The organism is Anaerobacillus sp. CMMVII (assembly GCF_025377685.1).
GTDB lineage: Bacteria > Bacillota > Bacilli > Bacillales > Anaerobacillaceae > Anaerobacillus.
On sequence record NZ_JACEHK010000003.1, the window covers coordinates 19,724 to 41,222 of the forward strand.

Annotated in this window: 20 protein-coding genes; 17 read left to right on the forward strand and 3 right to left on the reverse strand. The window is 37.8% G+C overall.

Features of this window, described 5'->3' with window-relative positions:
• Positions 1–15 precede the first annotated feature (15 nt).
• The 4 genes from H1D32_RS07435 (at position 16) to H1D32_RS07450 (ending at position 4,429) form a co-directional block, all read left to right on the forward strand.
• Positions 16–903, forward strand: coding sequence for a class II fructose-bisphosphate aldolase (locus tag H1D32_RS07435; RefSeq protein ID WP_261177640.1), 888 nt, complete (start codon positions 16–18; stop codon positions 901–903).
• Positions 904–914: 11 nt separating this feature from the next.
• Complete coding sequence (locus H1D32_RS07440) at positions 915–1,454, forward strand: D-lyxose/D-mannose family sugar isomerase (protein WP_261177641.1); 540 nt, start codon at positions 915–917, stop codon at positions 1,452–1,454.
• Positions 1,455–2,065: 611 nt separating this feature from the next.
• Entirely contained in the window at positions 2,066–2,761 is a 696-nt protein-coding gene (araD, locus tag H1D32_RS07445) for an L-ribulose-5-phosphate 4-epimerase (protein ID WP_261177642.1), read from the forward strand.
• A gap of 69 nt (positions 2,762–2,830) precedes the next feature.
• Positions 2,831–4,429, forward strand: a complete 1,599-nt coding sequence (locus H1D32_RS07450; RefSeq protein WP_261177644.1) for a xylulokinase — start codon at positions 2,831–2,833, stop codon at positions 4,427–4,429.
• Positions 4,430–4,544: 115 nt separating this feature from the next.
• Here the strand turns inward: H1D32_RS07450 and H1D32_RS07455 are convergent, their stop codons facing one another.
• Positions 4,545–4,706, reverse strand: a complete 162-nt coding sequence (locus H1D32_RS07455) for a YvrJ family protein (RefSeq protein ID WP_261177837.1) — start codon at positions 4,704–4,706, stop codon at positions 4,545–4,547.
• Between the two features lie 544 nt (positions 4,707–5,250).
• Here H1D32_RS07455 and H1D32_RS07460 point away from each other — a divergent pair.
• The 13 genes from H1D32_RS07460 to H1D32_RS07520 all read left to right on the forward strand — a co-directional run bounded on the left by H1D32_RS07460 (position 5,251) and on the right by H1D32_RS07520 (position 20,615).
• Positions 5,251–6,033, forward strand: a complete 783-nt coding sequence (locus tag H1D32_RS07460) for a hypothetical protein (RefSeq protein WP_261177645.1) — start codon at positions 5,251–5,253, stop codon at positions 6,031–6,033.
• Positions 6,033–6,407 (forward strand): hypothetical protein, encoded by a 375-nt coding sequence (locus tag H1D32_RS07465; protein ID WP_261177646.1) that lies wholly within the window; start codon positions 6,033–6,035, stop codon positions 6,405–6,407. Before H1D32_RS07460 ends, H1D32_RS07465 begins: the two co-directional genes overlap by 1 nt.
• Positions 6,408–6,955: 548 nt before the next feature.
• A complete protein-coding gene (locus tag H1D32_RS07470) occupies positions 6,956–7,096 on the forward strand; it encodes a hypothetical protein (RefSeq protein ID WP_261177647.1) in 141 nt (46 codons plus the stop codon).
• Between the two features lie 475 nt (positions 7,097–7,571).
• Positions 7,572–7,745, forward strand: a complete 174-nt coding sequence (locus H1D32_RS07475) for a hypothetical protein (RefSeq protein WP_261177648.1) — start codon at positions 7,572–7,574, stop codon at positions 7,743–7,745.
• A gap of 219 nt (positions 7,746–7,964) precedes the next feature.
• Entirely contained in the window at positions 7,965–8,972 is a 1,008-nt protein-coding gene (locus H1D32_RS07480) for a LacI family DNA-binding transcriptional regulator (RefSeq protein ID WP_261177649.1), read from the forward strand.
• Between the two features lie 53 nt (positions 8,973–9,025).
• On the forward strand, positions 9,026–10,366 hold the full coding sequence (locus H1D32_RS07485; RefSeq protein ID WP_261177650.1) for an extracellular solute-binding protein: 1,341 nt from the start codon (positions 9,026–9,028) through the stop codon (positions 10,364–10,366).
• A 206-nt stretch (positions 10,367–10,572) separates the two neighbouring features.
• Complete coding sequence (locus tag H1D32_RS07490) at positions 10,573–11,463, forward strand: carbohydrate ABC transporter permease (RefSeq protein ID WP_261177651.1); 891 nt, start codon at positions 10,573–10,575, stop codon at positions 11,461–11,463.
• Between the two features lie 14 nt (positions 11,464–11,477).
• Positions 11,478–12,317 (forward strand): carbohydrate ABC transporter permease, encoded by an 840-nt coding sequence (locus H1D32_RS07495; protein ID WP_261177652.1) that lies wholly within the window; start codon positions 11,478–11,480, stop codon positions 12,315–12,317.
• Between the two features lie 12 nt (positions 12,318–12,329).
• A complete protein-coding gene (locus H1D32_RS07500) occupies positions 12,330–12,851 on the forward strand; it encodes a hypothetical protein (RefSeq protein ID WP_261177653.1) in 522 nt (173 codons plus the stop codon).
• Between the two features lie 33 nt (positions 12,852–12,884).
• A complete protein-coding gene (locus H1D32_RS07505; RefSeq protein ID WP_261177654.1) occupies positions 12,885–13,493 on the forward strand; it encodes a YesL family protein in 609 nt (202 codons plus the stop codon).
• A gap of 448 nt (positions 13,494–13,941) precedes the next feature.
• A complete protein-coding gene (locus H1D32_RS07510; protein ID WP_261177655.1) occupies positions 13,942–16,107 on the forward strand; it encodes a glycoside hydrolase family 3 N-terminal domain-containing protein in 2,166 nt (721 codons plus the stop codon).
• A 3-nt stretch (positions 16,108–16,110) separates the two neighbouring features.
• A complete protein-coding gene (locus H1D32_RS07515; protein ID WP_261177656.1) occupies positions 16,111–19,461 on the forward strand; it encodes a GH36-type glycosyl hydrolase domain-containing protein in 3,351 nt (1,116 codons plus the stop codon).
• Between the two features lie 71 nt (positions 19,462–19,532).
• A complete protein-coding gene (locus H1D32_RS07520) occupies positions 19,533–20,615 on the forward strand; it encodes an MFS transporter (RefSeq protein WP_261177657.1) in 1,083 nt (360 codons plus the stop codon).
• Between the two features lie 369 nt (positions 20,616–20,984).
• On the opposite strand, the gene H1D32_RS07525 is transcribed toward H1D32_RS07520, so the two are convergent.
• Positions 20,985–21,167 (reverse strand): YvrJ family protein, encoded by a 183-nt coding sequence (locus tag H1D32_RS07525; RefSeq protein ID WP_261177658.1) that lies wholly within the window; start codon positions 21,165–21,167, stop codon positions 20,985–20,987.
• Positions 21,168–21,246: 79 nt separating this feature from the next.
• Complete coding sequence (locus H1D32_RS07530) at positions 21,247–21,462, reverse strand: DUF2922 domain-containing protein (RefSeq protein WP_261177633.1); 216 nt, start codon at positions 21,460–21,462, stop codon at positions 21,247–21,249.
• Between the last annotated feature and the right edge of the window lie 37 nt (positions 21,463–21,499).

A 21,499-nucleotide genomic window follows, 5' to 3' on the forward strand; every position in this document is an offset into this window, starting at 1 on the left:
TAAGGAGTGTAGATAATGCTAGTTACATTAAAAGAAATTTTATCTAAAGCAGAAACACAGAACTTTGCAATAGGTGCTTTTAACTCCCCGACATTGGAAGCTGCAAGGGCCGCAATTGAAGCAGCCGAGGAGCTAAAGGTACCTATAATCTTGTCGCATGCAGAAGTACACTTCGAAATTCTCCCATTAGAAATCCTTGGGCCACTTTTAGTAGATCTTGCAAGAAAGGCAAGCGTACCAGTAACAGTTCACCTTGATCATGGCTCAAGTCTTTCTGTCGTAAAAAAAGCCATCGAAATGGGTTTTAGTTCTGTGATGATTGATGCCTCTCATATGAGTTATGAAGAAAATGTCAAAACAGTAAAAGAAGTAGTCGAGTACGCCCACTACCATAATGTGTCCGTAGAGGCTGAATTAGGGGTGATCACTTCATCTGGTATCGGTGGTGAGGAAACAGTTGAAGGACAACAGGATCTAAATAGTGATATCACTGATTACTATACAGATCCGATGATTGCCAAGGATTTTGTAGAAAGAACTCAAATAGACGCATTGGCTGCATCATTTGGAACAGTACACGGGATATATGTAAAAAAACCAAACTTAGACTTTGAAAGACTAAAGGCTATTTATGAACAAATCGGAAGACCAGTCGTTATGCATGGTGGTTCTGGATTAAGCGAGACTGATTATATAAAGGCTATCAATTGTGGGGTAAGAAAAATTAATTATTATAGTTATGCAGCAAGAGCTGGAGCACATGCTGTAAAAGACTTTATTAATAAAAATGAAAACATATTTTATCATGATCTGACGATGGTAGCAAAAGATGCTATTAAGGAAGATGTAAAGAGAGCAATGAGAATTTTTTCTAATGGATCTACTCAATTACAATCTAATTAGGAGGATCAGTCATGAAAAGAGATGAATATAACAGATTCAGAGATAAGGCAATTGAAATGTTTGAAAAGGCAAACATTATTCTTACAATTGAAGAAAAGGATAATATTGAAGTTGCCGATTTCGGGTTAAATAAGGTCGAAGAAACGGGTCTGCAATTAATTACCTATGTTAATACAGAGCTTGTGTGCGCCAAGGAGCTTGTCCTCTTACCAAATCAAACTTGTCCAGAACATAAACATCCAAAGAGAGCTTTTGATGATGGAAAAGAAGAAACCTTCCGATGCAGGTACGGAAAAGTATACCTTTATGTTGAAGGTGAAGAAACGAAAGAAAGAGCCACGCAGCCACCTTCCGATGATAGAGAATATTACACTGTATTCAATGAAATTACCTTGACCCCAGGAGAACAATATACAATTTACCCTAATACACTCCACTGGTTTAAGGCGGGTGATGAAGGAGCGGTTGTTTCAGAGTTTTCTACAAAAAGCACAGATGAAGAAGACATATTCACAGATCCAAGGATTAATAGAATTCCAGAAGTCGAGTAGCCAGCTGATCCCGAAAAGAATGCCCAAAAAGAATAAGAATATCTTGAAGAGTCTTTATGAAAGATTGAAAACAGATAAGATTTTGGGCTAAGCAATTTATGAATTAGTAGATTACTAACATAAAGACATGGAAACAGATTTTGGCAAAAACTCATTAGGTTTTCAGAAGGTTGATGGACATTTTTGTTCACTGGAGTTCCAGTTAATTTTAGAATAACTACAAAGGTTACTTGACTACCAGTGAGCAGTATGACCGAACCGGTTTGATGGTTCTTTTTCTTTAGATCATGGATTAATGCTTTTATTGATTTTATTAAAGATTATGGTGGTAAAAACAACGCTTATTAAGATTGGCGAGCCAAGTCTTTGAGAAGATATCCAGCTTCAACACACTTTCTCATAACTAGGAAAAATGGATATTATTGTTAGAACGTAACTGGATACAGATTCACATAACTCATTTATTCGAAGATAATAGTGCTACTATTCTTTTCGGTATTTTTTTGTAACCCGCCACGTTCTTTTGGGTTTATAAAAATAGTTTCAATAACGGAAAACACAGATACTTACAGTCCAGTTATGTTCAAAAAACATAGAAGGAGCTGATATTCATGTTAGAACGATTAAAAGAAGAAGTGCTCGAGGCGAATCTTGCACTCCCTAAACATGGACTTGTTACATTTACATGGGGAAACGTGAGTGGGATTGATCGTGAAAAAGGCCTTGTTGTTATTAAGCCAAGTGGTGTTGAGTACTCTGAAATGAAAAACAGTGACATGGTAGTAGTTGATCTAGATGGAAATATTGTTGAAGGAGATTTAAGACCTTCTTCAGATACAGCTTCACACTTGGTATTATATAAATCTTTTCCTGAAATAGGTGGAATCGTTCATACCCATTCTACTGTTGCTACAAGCTGGGCACAAGCCGGTAGACCAATTCCTACTTTTGGGACAACACAAGCAGATTATTTCTATGGAGAAATTCCATGTACAAGACCAATGACAAAAGAGGAAATCCTAGGAGAATACGAAATGGAAACAGGGAACGTGATTGTGGAAACGTTTAAATCCTATGGGATAAACCCAAACAGTGTACCCGGTGTACTTGTTCATTCGCATGCTCCATTCACTTGGGGGGAAAACCCTCAAGATGCTGTTCATAATGCAGTGGTTTTAGAACAAGTAGCAACTATGGCTTGGAAAACAATCATGATAAATCCAAACGCACCACTTATGGATCAGACATTATTAGATCGACACTACTTGCGTAAGCATGGTGCAAATGCCTATTATGGCCAAATGTGATTATATTTGGAGAATAGTAATAGAATATGAAACTTCCATAAATTAATGTGTTAGTGGGGGGAAGCTTATATGAGTATTGATGTTAAGGATGCTATACAAAATGGTAAAACAGCACTTGGTATTGAATTTGGTTCAACCCGAATTAAAGCAATACTCATTGGAGAGGGAAATGTACCAATTGCATCTGGAAGTCATGATTGGGAGAATAGCTATGTAAACAATATCTGGACCTATAGTGTTGAGGAAATCTGGATCGGATTACAAGACTGCTATCAAAAGATGGCTAACGATGTAAAACAACAATATGGAGTCACCTTAAATTCAGTAGGTGCAATCGGTTTTAGTGCGATGATGCATGGCTATATGGCTTTTGACAAAACTGGAGAACTTCTGGTTCCTTTTCGGACTTGGCGCAACAATATTACTGAACGGGCTTCAACAGAACTGACTAAACTTTTTAACTATAATATTCCTCAAAGATGGAGTATTGCTCATCTGTATCAAGTAATCTTGAATCAGGAAGGGCATATTTCTGATATTTGTTTCCTGACAACTCTAGCTGGTTACATTCATTGGAAGCTAACGGGAAAGAAGGTTTTGGGAGTTGGTGAAGCATCGGGTGTATTTCCAATTGATTTGAATACTAAGAACTATAATCAACTAATGATCGATCAATTCAATGAATTGGTTGCAGCAAAGAATCTACCATGGAAACTTGAAGATGTTTTACCTGAGGTTTTAGTAGCTGGAGAGAGTGCTGGAGTACTCACAAAAGAAGGAGCAAAGCTTTTGGATATTACAGGGGAACTCCAGGCCGGAATACCACTCTGTCCGCCAGAAGGTGATGCAGGAACTGGTATGGTCGCTACAAACAGTATAGCTAAGCGTACTGGTAATGTTTCTGCCGGTACTTCTGCATTTGCAATGGTTGTATTGGAAAACGCTTTGTCGAAAGTTCATCCTGAAATTGATCTTGTGACGACACCTACAGGCAATCTGGTAGCGATGGCTCACTCTAACAACTGTTCTTCAGACCTGAATGCTTGGGTTGGACTATTTGAACAATTTACAAAAGCAATGGGTATGGAAGTGGATATAAATAAGTTATATGAAACGTTATTTAAACAAGCCCTTCAAGGAGATCCTGACTGCGGTGGTCTATTATCTTTTGGATATCTTTCTGGTGAACACATGACCCATTTTGACGAAGGCCGTCCATTGTTTGTCCGTTCTTCAAATAGTAATTTCAATCTTGCTAATTTTATGCGTGTTCATTTATTTACAGCATTTGGAGCCATGAAAATTGGTATGGAAATTCTGCTTGAAGAAGAAAAAGTAAAACTGGATGAAATTTTAGGGCACGGGGGATTGTTTAAAACAGAAGGTGTTGGACAGAGTATCATGGCCGCCGCTCTTAATGTTCCGGTATCCGTTATGGAAACTGCAGGAGAAGGGGGAGCATGGGGAATTGCACTCCTGGCATCCTATGTGGTTAACAGAGGTGACAATGAAACGTTGGAAGACTATTTAAGTCAGAAAGTATTTGCGGGCCAGTCTGTAAAAACTATGTCTCCTCATCCGAGAGATGTGAAAGGCTTTGAGCAATTTATGGAACGGTACACGAAAGGACTTGCAATCGAAAGAGCAGCAGTAGACAATCTTAATTAACTTTTGGAAGCGTGGGGACGGTTCTGGTGCTTCCTAATAGATAAAAAACCACAGCTTATGCCATAACAAAAGCAACCAGGTACAGGATTCTAGATCCTATACCTGGTTGCTTTTGTTATGCTTTATATTTGAAATGTTTCTTTGTCTCTTCACCGAGCGTTTTACCTTGTAAGGTCACCGCTAACTGGGCTACCGAGTCGTTTAGAAGATCGAGCTTTGCTTCAATCCGATAGAGTAAATACAACGTAATCATCACTTGGAACCCGTATTCACTGATAAGAGGAAGCTATATTTCCATCTTCATTGCCTCCTTTCATAATGTCGATTTTAATGAAGAAGCCCCCGACTAAGGAAAGGGTCGGGGCTTCTAGTATGACTAGATTTGTATATCAGACACGTTACGCTCGACAATTCTAGCTGCATGCTTACTCACAAGTGAGTGAACCAAATACTCAGTCACTGCAACAACATGCCACACGATGATCGGCTGAAACCTTAAGGATTAAAGTTGCAATAACCGCTAATCCATTGGTCGTGGGGGTGGTTATTTCTCTTTTCTATTGGAAAAATTCTACTCATGTCAGAGGTAAGAGATTAAATGTAGATTTTTGTATTTACTAAAGTGTGGGTGTGTATTGAAAAAGGTTATCTTTAAATCAATAAGTCCCTAAAACATCAGATTAAGTAGTTAGTGAATTAGAGAACATAGCAAACCAGGTCGCAAAAAATTTTTTCACCAGAACATTTTTTAGGTATTTCGGATTAGAAAACTGTCAATTATGGTAAATAATTACCATTTAAATGAGAGGGCGGATGGTGCTATGTCACTACTTAGAGAAATTTTTGAGGATATTAAAGATCTTGGAGAATATGCTACCTTAGGATTTTATCATGAGGTAATAAAAGGGAAAGATAACTATATCCCAACTTATGAAAAAAATCGAATGGCAAATTCGATGGTAACTTCAGCACGTCACACTTACAATCAAACAAAAGACAGCTACCAAAGAAAATTTACATCACTACAACTGACAGAACGAGCTTTTCATTCATTAAAAGAAAGTTGCTTACAAAATGAAATGGCTAAATTTGAACGATACGTTGCTAGCGCCTCTCTTAGCAATCGATTACAAAATTTGAAACAGCATTACTTTCAATTTGTTCCCGTAAAAGATCAATTCTCAAATCGTTATGCCTTTCAAATTCCGGAAGCACCCAGAACTAACTTCGAATTGTACGCGCCTTTCTTATTATTTAGAACCTTTGAAGCTGAAAGTAACCTATCGGAGGCAAAAATATTAAAAAATGAAATTCTTCAAGCCAACGAAGAGCTAAAACTTCGTATTACTGCACTAGACTATGTAGAAACTCGTATTAAAGAGTTTCACGCTATTACGACAACGCTTGCCATTAATCTGAATGCAGTCAATCGAAAAATTGCTATGTCTGACCAACCAGTTTATAGCAACACACAAAAACTTGGAATGGTCTATATAACTTTTTTATACATCATTGTTTCCACTGATATTCTATATAAAGGAGAAGTTTCCCAGTCATCACAAGAAGTTCTGGACTTTATTAAATCTACCTTAGGAGAATTGTAATGAAAAACGTCATAATTACTCAGGCATTGAACGAGGCAATTAATGGATTAACTAAATACGGGATTGCTCGAGAGCAAGAAAAATCAGAAAGAAGTCGGATTGCTTCCGAAGCCAAGGTTAAAATCGAGCAGCTACGTTTACAAAAGGAATTACTATCTGAGCACAACTATGGGCAGCACCTGGAAAGAATGGGATTAATACAAGCTCTGAATACAGCATGTGAGAAAAACAGTGTAGAATTAGCTAGTCTATGCGGTAACTTATTTTTACAATCACAAATTCAAGACAAAGGATTTTATTGGGTTTCAACTTACTTAGAATCTAAGGAGACGTTACCTAATTTCAATCGGCAAACCATTAATTATCTACCTTGAATATGTTGTCACTGCGCCCCCACCGAACAGCAAATTTATTTTTGGTTCTAGTCACTACCTGTTATTTGTAGAAGGAGAGTATTTGACAGAGCAGCCCAGTAGTTTTTTTTACTGGGCTGCTGTTAGGGGCGTCCACTGTGACATACCGAAGTTTTCCAAAAATTGTAAGTTTGGTAGTTGGTCCTAGATAATAATGAAATCACTATAGTGAGAAAGAGTAGGGTGCTACTTTTAATTAAACGTTTGATTAATTCTATCAATAGTTTCAGTTGAAATGAGCTATTTTAGTTTTAATCAATCGTTTGATTAATTTTTCTAGCGATAATAGGTATAGGTGCCTCTAAGTTTTTGCCAAGTTAAAAATGCTAATCAGGTGCTAGCTAACGGCTAGCACCTCTTTTTTTAGACACTAACTTTCGTTTTTCTACAACAAATAGTCCTGCCAAGTTTCCGTAGAAGTATGGAGGAATTCTTTTTTAATTTGTCTTTGTTTTAGCGGTATACGGTTTCTTTGAAGGCTTTAAAGATGATCGGGAGAAGCTATTCGATTGGATCATCAAATCTCATCGATAATAGGCCATTATGGTACGATCCCAGAGGTTACAGATTTGCTTGGCGTGATTAAAGAATGGTTTGACGGTTTTCGTGAAGTCAGTTGGAATGTGGCTTGGTACGTAGGTATTGTCTAATTCTTCTAACGGCACTGGACGAGGCTCTTGTATATTTTTATTTTTGTTTCAAGTTTATGTAGTCTATTTGTCTGGTTGATTGGTGGGTAATAATGGATTTTTCGGTGGTTACGTTCTGTCAATTTTTCCTCAAACGCTCCGTCAAAGCGGTGAAGCACATAGAAGTTGTGGCAAAGACCTCATTCTGTGAAATACCGAGAGAAACCCCAATTGTCTGGCTTTATGAATCATTCGTTCGAAGGTTGAACGAGAGATACCATGAGGCTCATTAGCATTACATATCCCCATATGTTTAACACTAAAGCGAGTCAGTTGTTCAAGAGCTTTCGTAAGTAACAAACTAAATTAAAGCAAAATCTGTTATAACTATGTTCCATTTAGGAATAATTTTTTTTAAAAATAGAACCATTATAAAAATAGTTACCAGTCAATTCTTTTCCTAGGAAGAAAGTATCTAATCAAAGAAGGGGAAATCATGACTAATCGTCATGGTAATCGGAAGGAACCACACACTGCTGGCGATAAAGGAACCACCACTGAATTTGGTACAGAAATGGACCAATGTAAAAAAGCGAGGAAAAGAGCAGCTAGAGAATCCTGCAAAATGATTGCTGCACATTCCAAAGGTAGTCAGGAAAAATGCCGGTAAACCTGGTGAATTATTTATTGCTAGGTTATAAAAACAACAATTAATGCGAAAACAGGCATTTTTAAAAACAGGAGAAGACTTTCGAAACGTTTCGATAAATCTGTTCAATATCTATTGACATTGTTTTTAAATCGTTATATTATTTGTTTGTAAGGTAATCGAAACGTTTCGATTGAAGCGCTTTCTTTTCAGAACTTAGATTTAAAGGGTGTGAGACTTTTGGCGACAATTAAGGATGTAGCGAAATTAGCTGGAGTTGCTGTTTCGACCGCATCAATTGCCTTGAATGGGAAAGATAAAGTCAGTGAAGAAACGAAGCAAAAGGTGTTAGATGCTGCCAAACAATTAAATTATCAAAAACATGGAGCAGCCATGGATTTGAAACGGAGCAGTACAAAAACGATCGCGTTGATTTTAAATGATTTATCTGGACCGTTTTATTCAGAACTAATAAAAGGTGTTCAAGAAGTAACGATTGCTAATGGCTATGACTTAATTGCTTGTAGTTCCTTAGGTGGACCTGAGTCAACGGCTGTAAAGTTCCTAAAGGAAAAACGTGTAGATGGTGTCATTATTTTAGCTAGCAATGTAAGCGATGACATAATTAAGTCTTCACAAAGAGAAAAATTTCCGATTGTGTTGTTGGATCGCTATCTTGATGGTGAGGAACTTTTAACGGTTCAGGTTGACAATGAACAAGGCGGATATTTGGCTACTGAGCATTTGTTAAATCTCGGTCATAAGAAAGTAGCTTTCATCAGTGGTTCGAATTATTCCTATGATAACAAGAAACGTTTTGAAGGTTATAAACGAGCATTAATGGAACATGGGATTTCCTATGAAACAAAATGGAATATCTCAGGTAATTTTACACGTGAGGGTGGTTATAGTGCCACTAGAACGTTAATTGCACAAGGAGATCTACCTACAGCGATCTTTTATGCGAATGATGAAATGGCTATAGGTGGATTGAAAGCGTTTGAAGAGAAGGGGATAAATGTTCCCGGTGATGTTAGTGTGGTTGGCTTTGATGATATTCAGATAGCTGAGTATGTCACTCCAGGGTTAACGACAGTAAGGCAACCCAAATACGAGATGGGGACATTAGCTGCACATATTTTATTCCAATCGCTCATCGAACAACAGATGAACGAAAAGTATTATAAACTTTCGACGGAAATAATCATTCGGAAATCATGTGGAGTGCCAAGCAAAACAACTCCATAGGTTCTGTTTGAATATAAAAAAAATATGTACTTACTACGCAAGGGGGAAAAATTGTGAAGAAGAGTTTATTTAGTATCGTATCATTATTAGCTTTATTAGTGTTAATTTTGGCAGCGTGCGGTGGAAATAATCAAAATGAAGCACAACCAGATGAAAAACAAAACGAAAGTTCAACAGATGAAAACGTAAATGAAGAGAAGGCCTTAAGTGGTGATATAAAAATCATGGTTCCATCAGGTGGTTATTATTTAGACCATGTTAGAAATTATGTAGCGCCAAAGTTTACAGAATTACATCCTGATGTGAATGTAATTGTTGAACAAGAGCCAGACGGCGGACAGCTGACAGCGCGTATTGCTGCAGGAGATATTCCCGATGTATTAGTTGGAGTATTTGGTTACCAACCAGCGAAGTTTGCAAGAGATAATCTAATTGTAGATTTAAAAAATATGCCAGGTTCACAAGAGTTGTTTGATCGTATTGCACCTCAATACATCCACGAAGATTTCGGTGGACGTTATTATGTTCCTTGGAATGCTACAACACAAATGATGATTTATAACAAAGCTTTATTCGAACAAGCGGGTCTTGATCCAAACAGTCCTCCAGAAACGTTTGAACAGTATTTAGAGTATGCTGAAAAAATTAACAATCTAGGATCAAATGTTTACGGAAACGTATTTTGGAACGAAGCTCTAGCATGGGGCGGTTGGTATTGGACAATGAATTCCCAAATCTACTACAACTTTAACAATGCTGAGTATCAATTATTTAATGAGTTAGGTACTGATATTATCTTTGATAAAGAGGAAGCAAAATTAGTAGAGTTTTATGAGTTTATGGAAAAAGCTCAAGCATTTGCACCATCAACAATGGACGGCAATGAATTCTTTGGCCGTAATGTAGGTATGTGGTTACAGTTTGGTTATGGTTGGAAAGCGAATTTACAAGAAGCAAAAGATCATCCAATGGTCATTGGTGATGACGTTGGAATTGCACCAATTCCAGTAGTAAATGCAGGAGATACACATTGGTCTACTTTAGATGGTCGTTCTTTAATGGTTTTCAGAAGCAATCCAGAACGTGAACAATTAGCGTTTGAATTAATTAAATTCATGATGGAAGATGAGATTAATTTAGAGTCTCTGAAAGCATTAGAGCAGTTACCTACTCTAAGCTCTCTAGTAGAAGATGAGTACTTTAAAGCAGAGGATATTCAACCATTCGTTCAGCAATTACAACACACAATTCCAAACGAAGCGGTTGCTGAATTAGATGATATTAGTAATTTATTATTACAAAATTATATTAAATCAATCATTCAAAAAGAAATATCAGTTCAACAAGCTGTTGAAAATGCAGCAGCTGAAGCTAGAGATATTCTAGACAGATAATAAAACAATCTTTTGATGGGGTGTCCCCATGAGTGTCAGCTCATCTCAAGTAACGCAATATTTTAGGAGTGGAAAATTTGACGCTAACTAAAATAAAGTAACTGAGGTGACTGACACTTTATTTTTTGGACGAGCTCATCAATCAACTTACAGTAACAACAACTTTAGCTACAGCTAATGTTCAGCTAAGAAGGAAGGGGTTTGGAATGTTTAAATCTTTAAACCGTGAATCAATGTGGGGCTATCTCTTTTCCTTACCTTGGATTCTTTATTTCTTAATTTTCCTATCGTATCCAATGTTTTTAGCGATAAAGATGAGTTTTCAAAATGTAAATGTTATTGAACCGCATAAAGCGCAATTCGTAGGGATCGGGAACTGGGTTAGAGGGATACAAGATCCATTATTTTGGCAATCTATTTTTAATATTATTTATAACCAGTCGATCTTTATTTTTCTTACATTTGTGATTTCGCTAGGACTAGCATTATTACTAAAAGAGATCACGAAAGGCGCTTCAATTTTTCGGACAATTTATTTTTTACCTATTGTCACATCAGTTGCGGCAGCGATGATTATCTTTGAATTTTTAGCAAGTCCCAATGGTCCGGTACAGCATGCGTTATTACAAATGAATATCATCAGCAATCCTGTGTATTGGACATTTGAAAAGTGGTTACCGATGCCAATGTTAGCTGTCTTTAATAGCTGGAAATGGTTCGCGATCCAAATGATCATTCTATTAGGTGGTATGCTTTCGATCGATAGACAGATATACGAAGCAGCAAAAGTAGACGGTGCTAGCTGGTGGATTCAGTTCTGGAAGATTACGTTGCCTTTGTTGAAGCCACAAATTTTATTTGTCATGACAATGAACGTGATTAACGGAATGCAGATGTTTACAGAGGTGTTCATGATATTTGATCTACAAGGTGGACCTTATAATGCTGGACTGACACCAGTTCTTTATTTGTACAAACAAGGTTTTGATGAAATGTCAATGGGTTACGCTTCTACAATTGGTTTACTTCTTGCGATTGTAATTTTAATCTTAACGACAGTTCAATGGTTGCTTATTAATCGCAACGAAGATGAGTAAAGGAGGTTTGCATAATGGCAAGCTTTTCAATAAAACAAAAGAAAAACCTATCGAAACTAGGTATCTATTTCTTATTAACGTTCGGAGCTATTGTCGTCATGTATCCATTTGTTTTTATGATTTTAAACTCATTTAAAACAGGGACGGAAATTATGCATTATCCGATGTCGTTACCTAAGGAATGGACAATTATTGGATATATTAAGGTCTTTACTGCCTTAAACATTGGCGTGCTATTTAAAAATAGTTTATTTATCGCTACGTGTGTAACGGTATTAAACGTTCTATTAAATTCTATGGTAGCGTACGCCATCAGTAAGCTGAGATTTAAAGGTCGAGATGTCATTTTTAAAGTTGTGCTAGGATCGATGATGATCCCTTCAATTTTACTATTAATCCCAACATACTCGATGTTATATGGTTTTGGCTGGGTTAACACGTATCAAGTAATGATCATCCCGGTTGCTGTAAGTGCTTATAATATTTTCTTAATCCGTCAGTTTATGACACAAATCCCAACAGCTTATATAGAAGCTGCTAGAGTGGATGGAGCAAATGAATTTCAAATTTATTGGAAAGTTGTTCTACCGATGGCAAAGCCAGTGTTGGCAACTGTAGCGATTTTATCGTTTATGGGAAGTTGGAATGATTTGTTTATGGCACTTTTATATTTACGTGATGAGTCAATGTATACATTGCAATTAGGGCTTTATTCTTTTAAGACAACGATTCCAGGACAATTTTTAGAACAACTTTGGGCAGCGACTACTCTAGTAACGCTACCGGTTGTTGGGGTATTTATTTTCTTACAACGATACTTTATTGAGGCATTTTCAGGCGTAGGCTTGAAGTAAGGGGGAGAGAGGATGAAAAAAGTTATCATAACAGTTTTTTCTGTTATTATCGGTTTTATTTTCATATATAGCCTTGTTTGGTTTGAAAGCTATCAAAACTCTCTCGGATTTTATGATCAGGCTACAGAAAGTTTTGAGAATGGTGAGTTTGGGTTAGCGCTTAAGGGTGGAGACCATTATGATGCTGAGCTTAGAGAATATGTCTACACAGGTGGATACGAACAGGTACTAGTAGCGTGGGCGAATAAATGGGCAATTCCTAAGCCGTCTGTCTATTATAAAGCCGAAGAAAAAATTAACGAAATCATTTATGACAAGTTAACTGCCGATGAGGGGTTTGCCCTGTTTCAGCAATATTTTCGCGTGAGCAATCGACATTTGCCGGAAATTCTTATTCAAACTGGAAAACTCTATATCGAAAATGAGCAGTACGGGAAGGCTGAAGCGGTCTTTCAGCTTGCTATAGATGCCTTTGGCAGAAATGAAACGATACGAGTAGAAGCCCAAACGCAGCTGGAACTACTAAATCAATAAGTAAGGATCAAAATGAAAAAGGAATGAAGGAAAATGAAAGGCTTTTATGAATCTGCATTCAAAGAAAAGCTAGATACAATTACAGAGTTTTGGTTAGTAAACCTTCTATGGGTCATTGTATGCCTCCCGATGATAACCATTCCACCAGCTACCTTTGCCCTATACCATGTTTTATATAAATGGGTAAAAGGAGAAGGTGGAGGTTTGTGGAAAGAATTCTTCCATGGGTTCAAAGAATACTTCTTTAGAAGTTATTTAATTTTCTTTGGTTGGGGTCTAATAGCTGTATCAACCTACTACTATTATTCAATAGTGACAGGTGAGGGGAATAGTGGATTCGCCACGTTTGGTATGGCAATCACCATTTTACTTCTGATTATTTCATTCATGGTTTATGTGTATATCATTCCTTTTCATGTCATGTTACAGGCATCAACGAAGAGGATCGTCGCATTAAGTATGATGTTTGCTGTGAGACACATCGGTTTGACACTCTTACTTTTCACATTGTTACTTGTAACTGCGCTATTTGTATTTTTGTTGCCTTATTTAGGGATTTTGGCATTTATCCCTACGATCATATACTTTCAAATTTGGTTAATCTACCGCCGAGTGTTGGCTGATAAAGAACGGTTCATTTGATAATCGTTAGAGGTGATCATTAAAGACGGCTGTTTTTGTAAAGTTTGTTGCTTAAATAAACACTAAGATATCACTATTTATTAAGCATTGCTCTTTTCTTACTTATTCTACTGGGGAATTCTTCATCTAAGCGATTTTTCCAATTATTTTAGGTTAAGGCTGTTCTCGTAAAGTTTGTTGCTTTCGTAAAAATCCCAAAAGCCGGATTTTTACACATGAACACTAAGATTTCACTACTTATTGAGTAAGCATTGCTCTTTTCTTATTTACTTTACTGGGTGAATTCTTCAACTAAGGGATTTTTCTAAATATCTTTGGTTAAATAGCAACAATGTTTACGAAAAGAGCCTAGGTTAAAAAGCAACAAGTTTTTTTTGTGCGACGAGTAACCGCAGGAGCAATGTTTACGAAAAGAGCCTTAAAGACAGAAGACTTGGAGGATTGAAACGTGAACGAAACGAAACTAAAAGATTTACTAGAACAAATGACATTCGACGAAAAAATTGCACAGCTCATGCAATTAGCAACTCCATTTTTTGAAGGAGCAGAATCTGAAGGTCAAATCACAGGTCCTTTAGCTGGGCTAGGTTTAAATGAAGAAGAAATATCTAACAGTGGTTCGGTTCTCGGAGCTTCTGGAGCAAAAGAAGTCATTAATATCCAAAAAGCTTATTTGAAAAAAAACCGCTTAGGCATCCCATTACTTTTTATGGCAGATGTGGTTCACGGCTATAAAACAATTTTTCCAGTACCACTTGCCATTGGCTGCTCTTGGGATTTAGAGCTTGCTGAAAAGAGTGCAGAAATCGCTGCGAAAGAAGCATCTGTGTCGGGAGTTCATGTGACATTTGCTCCAATGGTTGATTTAGTACGGGACCCACGTTGGGGAAGAGTAATGGAATCTACTGGTGAAGATTCTTACTTAAATAGTCTGTTTGCCAAAGCTTTTGTTCGTGGCTTTCAAGGGAGTAGCTTAGAAAATGAAGCATATCGAGTGGCAGCTTGTGTGAAGCACTTTGCAGCCTACGGAGCGCCAGAAGGTGGTCGTGATTACAATACTGTCAATATGTCAGAAAGAGAATTACGGCAATCTCATTTACCAGCGTACAAAGCTGCCCTTGATGAAGGTTGCGAAATGGTCATGACTGCATTTAATACGGTTGATGGAATACCAGCGACAGGAAATAAACAATTAATGCGTGATTTACTGAGAGATGAATGGAAGTTTGATGGTGTCCTTATTTCCGATTGGGGAGCGGTAAAGGAAATGATTCCACACGGTGTAGCGGCTGATGAATCAGAAGCTGCATTGAAAGCAATTGAAGCTGGAGTAGATATCGAAATGTCGACTTCCTGCTATGTAAAAAATTTAAAAATGTTGGTAGACAATGGGTCTGTTAGTGAAGAAATAATTAATGAGTCGGTTCTTCGGATTTTAAAATTAAAAGATAAACTAGGCTTATTTGAAAACCCGTATCGCGATGCCAACGAAGAGTTAGAACAAAAGCTTGTGATGAGCGAGGAACATCGTCAATCAGCATATGAACTAGCAACGAAATCTTGTGTTCTATTAAAAAATGAACAAGTACTTCCTTTAAACACTGAGCAGAAAATTGCCTTAATTGGTCCATTTGCAGTAAACGGCGATATTTTAGGTCCTTGGTCTTGGCTAGGCTCTAAAGAGGATGCTGTTACATTAGTGGATGGTTTTAAAACAAAATTAGACCAAGCTAATCTTTTTACAGCTAAAGGTGCTGATATTGATACAATCACTGAGGAGCAATGGCAGGAAGCAATTCAGGTAGCCGAGCAGGCGGATATCATTGTGTTAGCCCTAGGTGAGCATTCGGACATGAGTGGCGAAGCCGGTTCTAGAGCCGATATAAGACTGCCAGAAGCGCAGTTAACACTCATTTCAAAGCTCAAGGATTTAAGAAAACCAATTGTTACCGTGTTATTTAATGGTCGTCCTCTTGATTTACATGGAGTAATTGAACATTCAAATGCCATCCTAGAAGCATGGTTTCCTGGAACGGAAGGTGGAGCGGCCATCGCTGATTTACTGTATGGCGATGTGAATCCATCAGGAAAGTTAACAATGTCATTTCCTCACTCGGTTGGACAAGTACCAGTTTACTATAATCATTTTAATACAGGTCGTCCAAAGGATGCATCAGACGCTCAAGTACGTTATGTGTCACAGTACCTTGACATACCAAATGAGCCGCTTTTTCCGTTTGGTTTCGGTCTTAGTTATACTAGTTTTTCTTATCGTGAATTATCCTTGTCATCAGAAGTGGTTACTCCAACAGAACCAATAACTGTTTCTGTTCAGGTAGAAAACACAGGTAATGTAGCAGGAGAAGAGGTCGTACAGCTCTACGTTCGCGACGTGGCGGCAGAAGTCGTGCGTCCTTTAAAAGAACTTAAAGGATACGAAAAAATTTGGTTGGAGCCTGGTGAGGCAAAAACGGTATCAATCACGATAACAGAAGAGAGTCTACGTTATCATCACGCCAATTTAGAATATAAGAGTGACCGAGGCGAATTTTTTGTCTATGTAGGGTCAAATAGTCAGCAAGTACAGGCCGCAAGTTTTGTACTGGAGAAATAACGAATGGGGGAGACAGCATTGGCAACGAAAAACAAAAACATTCAAGCAGGTAACTATAGTTTTACCTTTTTAAATACGGGGGATCTTTATGAAGCAACCCATGATAATACATTAATTAACCAATGGTTATCAAATACAATTGATGGATCCTTTAATAATATTTATGTAAGAGTGCATCATGAAGGAGAAATAAAAGTAGCTCCACTATTAGGGGTTCGTTCAAATAGTAAAGTCCAATTTAGAGAACAACAAGTGATTTATTACGGGACATTCGAAGAAGTTGAGTACCAAGTTGCTTTTCATTTAACTGAACATGGGATTTGGTTTTGGGATGTAAGTTTAACTGGAAGTAATGTAGAAGTTGATCTGATGTATGGTCAAGACGTAGGAATTGCCGATAAAGGGGCAGTTCGAACAAATGAAGCGTATCTGTCGCAATATATTGACCATGTTATTTTCGAAGATGCTTCAAAGGGGTACGTCGCTTGTTCGAGGCAAAACCAGAAGCAATCAGGTGGTTTTCCTTATTTGCAACAAGGTTCACTGACGAAAGCGGTAGGGTATTCGACTGACGGCTTCCAATTTTTCGGTCTGTCCTATAAAGAAACAAATGAGCCCGAAGTGTTACAAAAATCATCTCTTCCAAACGAAGTCTATCAGTATGAATTCGCTTATACAGGGCTACAAACTGAAAAGGCGATGCTTGCAGAGGAAAAACAGTTTGTCTTTTACGGCTTATTCAAACCAGATTATCCAAATGCGATTACTTCTTTAGAATTTGGTGATGAAGTAACAAAGGCGTGGGAACAGGTTGAAATGGTTAAGGCTGATAGAAGCTTTACAACTGAGAAAGTTGCGGTGTCACATTTAATTGGAAAGCCACTACAAACGATTTCGGTAACTACGGAAGACCTAGAAGAACTATTTCCTAATCGTATCCAGGAAGAATGGAAGGACGAAAGTCTCTTATCTTTCTTCACACCAACACATGAGCATATCGTGTTAAAAGAAAAAGAGCTAGTAGTTGAACGTCCACATGGCCACATATTGATGAGTGGGCAAAACGATCAGCTTAAAGGTGATACAATTACGACAACTTCTTATATGTATGGTGTGTTTAACTCGCAGCTTGTCGTAGGAAACACATCTTTTAATAAAATGTTAACCAATACCAGAAATGCATTGAACGTTTCAAAAACCTCAGGACAACGTATTTATGTTGAATTAGAAGGAACATATCATTTGCTGACAATGCCCTCTTTGTTTGAAATTGGTTTTAACTATGCACGTTGGTACTACAAAACAGAAGCGGAAACGTTCATTATTTCTAACTTTACAACAGTTGATACTCCTGAAGTTCAATTAGATGTTCGTTCGAAAAGTGGGAAAAAGTATCGCTTTGTAGTGACGAATCAGATCTCAATGAATAACAACGAGTATGAAGTGCCTTATCAGCTAGAAAAAGAAGGACAGATTTTGACGATCACTGCTACACCAGGTTCAGATAGTGCCGGAGTGTACCCGAATTTGGCGTATCGAATTCATGTTGATGGTGCGGAGTACACCTTACGTGACGAAAGCATCTTGGTAGCTAATTCTACACCAACTTCAGCACCACTAGTTGTACTTGAAGTTAAAGCAACTAACGAATGGTCGATGACATTCCAGGGGCTTCTGCATGGGGAAGATCTACCGTATGTGAAGAAAAATATTGATGCTGAAATTGAACGATACCGTGATTTTTATCGTGAGGTGATGAATGGTTTTGAATTATCATTAAACGATACTATTCCGAGTGAATTAGAAAAAATGAATTCTCTTGCTTGGTGGTATACGCACAATATGTTAGTCCATTACTCTGTACCGCATGGCCTTGAGCAATACGGTGGTGCAGCTTGGGGAACTCGTGATGTTTGCCAAGGACCGACAGAGTATTTTATGGCAACCCAAAAATATAATATCGTCAAAGACATTATTAAAACGGTGTATTCTCACCAATACGAAGACAATGGGAACTGGCCACAATGGTTCATGTTCGATCAATATTTTAAAATCCAACAAGAGGAAAGTCACGGAGACATTATCGTTTGGCCTTTAAAGGTGTTAGGTGACTATTTAAATACAACCAATGATGTAAGTATTTTAGAAGAAATGGTCCCTTATACAAATCGCGAAAGCTTCGAGTTTACAGAAGAAAAAGCAACGATTTTGGACCATGCGAAAAAGCAAATTGACTATATTAAAAATCATTTCTTACATGGAACGCACCTTTCATCTTACGGCGACGGTGATTGGGATGACACGCTTCAACCAGCGAATGCACAATTGAAAAAATACATGGTTAGTAGCTGGACAGTCTCATTATCCTACCAAGTACTTAAGCAGTTAGCTCAAGTACTGGCTAACATCAATGGTGAGGAAGCAGCGGAATTAGAAGCTTTAGCTACTGGAATTGAAGCTGACTTCAATCGCTATATGTTGCAAACCGAAGTGATTCCTGGGTTTATTTACATGGAGGAGCCAGGAAAAGTAGAATACATGCTCCATCCAGATGATACGAAAACTCGGATCAATTATCGCCTTCTTCCAATGACTCGTAGTATGATTAGTGAATTATTAAATCCAGAACAGGCAGAAGCGCATTATCAATTAATTAAAGAACAGCTTTACTGCCCGGATGGTGTCCGTTTAATGGATAGACCGGCGAATTACAGTGGTGGTGTAAGTAACCACTTTAAACGTGCAGAAACTGCAGCCAATTTTGGAAGAGAAGTAGGTTTACAGTACGTACACGCTCATATTCGTTTTGTTGAGGCGATGGCAAAGTTAGGGAAGGTAGAGGAAGTTTGGGACGGCCTTCAAAAAATTAATCCTGTTAAGCTTAAAGATGTTGTTCCAAATGCAGATTATCGTCAAAGCAACGCTTACTTTAGTAGTTCTGATGGTAAATTTAATACTCGTTATGAAGCGCAAGAGAACTTTGATCAGTTACGTGACGGCTCTGTTAAAGTGAAGGGCGGATGGCGTATTTACTCGAGCGGCCCTGGAATTTATATGAATCAGTTGATCTCGAACTGTTTAGGAATTCGTCCTGAAAAAGGGGGAGTAGTCATTGATCCAATGTTACCGCAAAGATTTGATGGACTAACATTTAATTATAGGCTAAACGAACGTCCGGTAACGTTTGTATACATTTTATCTACTAACGGGGAAAAAGGTGTACGAATTAATGGCGAAGCAGTCGCAGCTGAGGAAGTAAGCAATCGTTATCGCCAAGGTGGTTTCTATATTCAGGAAGCTGAATTAGCTAGCAAACTTACCGATGAAACCAATCTTATCGAAATAACTCTTTAATATTTACTAGGGTCAGGTGCCTACTAACGGCAACTGGCCCTCAATTTTACAAATAGGTCAGGAGAGCTATCATGCTACGATTATTTAAATCATTCTCACCAACTGTAAAAGCGTATTTATTTATGAATACATTTTTTTCATTTGGGAATGCACTTTCGGGAATCTTTCTTAGTGTCTTTCTTTGGAGATTAGATGAAACCTTTACTCTCCTTGCGATGTATAGTCTCTCTTTTTCATTGTCGATTATGCTCAATTTTTCAATTTGTGCAGGTTTAGCACGAAAGACTAGTCCGATGACGACATTAAGAGTAGGAATTTTGTTTTATATATTCACCTATTTAATAATTATTCTGTTTCAAACATCACTTGCAAACTATGTCATGTTGGTAGGATTTATGTTAGGGATGGCTGTAAGTTTATTTAGTGTCGGGGCACATATGTCTGTATTGGACTTAACGACAGATAAAAGAAGAGATAAGTTTTTATATGTTGAAGGGATGATGCTAACGGCAGGTGGATTAATTGGGCCTTTATTTTCAGGTTTATTAATTGAGCAATTTGAGGGATTAGCGGGATACTTCATAGTTTTTAGCGTCACCTGTTTGTTTTTTGTGCTTGCTATTCTTATTTCCTTTAAGATCAAGGGAAAACCAATAGCACAAAGAAGTTATTTCTGGGAAGTAATAAAAAACCCTTCAAAAGAATGGAAACGAATGTATTTGGTCATGTTTGGCGAAGGGATTGTCTCAGGAGTATATGGAACATTCCTTATATCGATGATGATTTTTATTGTAGCTGGGGGCGAACTGAAGTTAGGTATATTTAATTTTGGTGCAGAAGTTGTCGCGATCTTTACCTTTTTATTACTAGCAAAAATTTCAAAACCCGAACGAAGAGTTCTAATCTATTCGATTGGGGCAATAGCGTTATTTATTGCATCCGTTTTTCTATCCGTGTTTCCAATAATAATTGGCTTGCTTATCTTTGGGCTGATAAAACCGATCGCGTCCACTATGATCGGGACGTCGATGAATGCTTTCATTTATGCTGCCATTGAAAAAGACAAAGGGTATGAAAACAAACGTTTAGATTACATCGTAGTTAGGGAGATCCCGCTTGGGCTAGGACGAATTATTGGGATATTCATTTTTTAGTAATGAAACGGTTTTTTGATCTAGAAGAATTGCTACCGATATCATTCGCTATTTTTCCCATTTTCTATATACTGATGATCCCAGTTTTGTATTACGCGTGGAGAAAAGGTGGAAGTGCCGAGAAGAAGCTGTCGGCGTAGTGAGGGTCAGGTGGTTTGGGGTTACTTTGCTGAATAACGTGGAAAGTTTGCCGAATAACTGAAAAAGTTGTTCGAATAATCGCCGAAGTTGACCGAATGACTAAAAAAGTTGTTCGAATAAGAAGCGCGGGGACGGTTCTGCTGCTTCCTAATAGATAAATAACCACAGCTATGCCCTAACAAAAGCAACCAGGTACAGGATTCTAGACCCTATACCTGGTTGCTTTTGTTACGCCTTAAATTTGAACTGTTTCTTTGACTCATCAACGAGTGTGTTGCCTTGTAAGATCACTGCTAACTGGGCTACCGAGTCATTAAGAAGATCGAGCTTTGCTTCAATCCGGTAGAGTAAATACAACGTAATCATCACTGGGAACCCGTATTCACTGATAAGAGGAAGCCATATTTCCATCTTCATTGCCTCCTTTCATATTGTTGTCTTTAATGAAGAAGACCCCGACAAGGAAAAAGGGTCGGGGCTTCTAGAATGACTAGATTTGAATATCAGACACGTTGCGCTCGACGATTCTAGCGGCATGCTTGCTTACTAGTGCGCCTCCTGATGAAATAAATGCGTTCTCGGCAATGACTTGTTCCATGACCTGCGCCACTAATGCTGGGTTTACTGGTTCAAAAGGGTTGTCCAACGATAGGACTACGTTCTTTCCAGCTTCATTTTTGAAAATTAGTTCAATTTTTTTCGCCATCTTAAATCACCTCCGTTCGTTTTGCTATTTTGTTAGA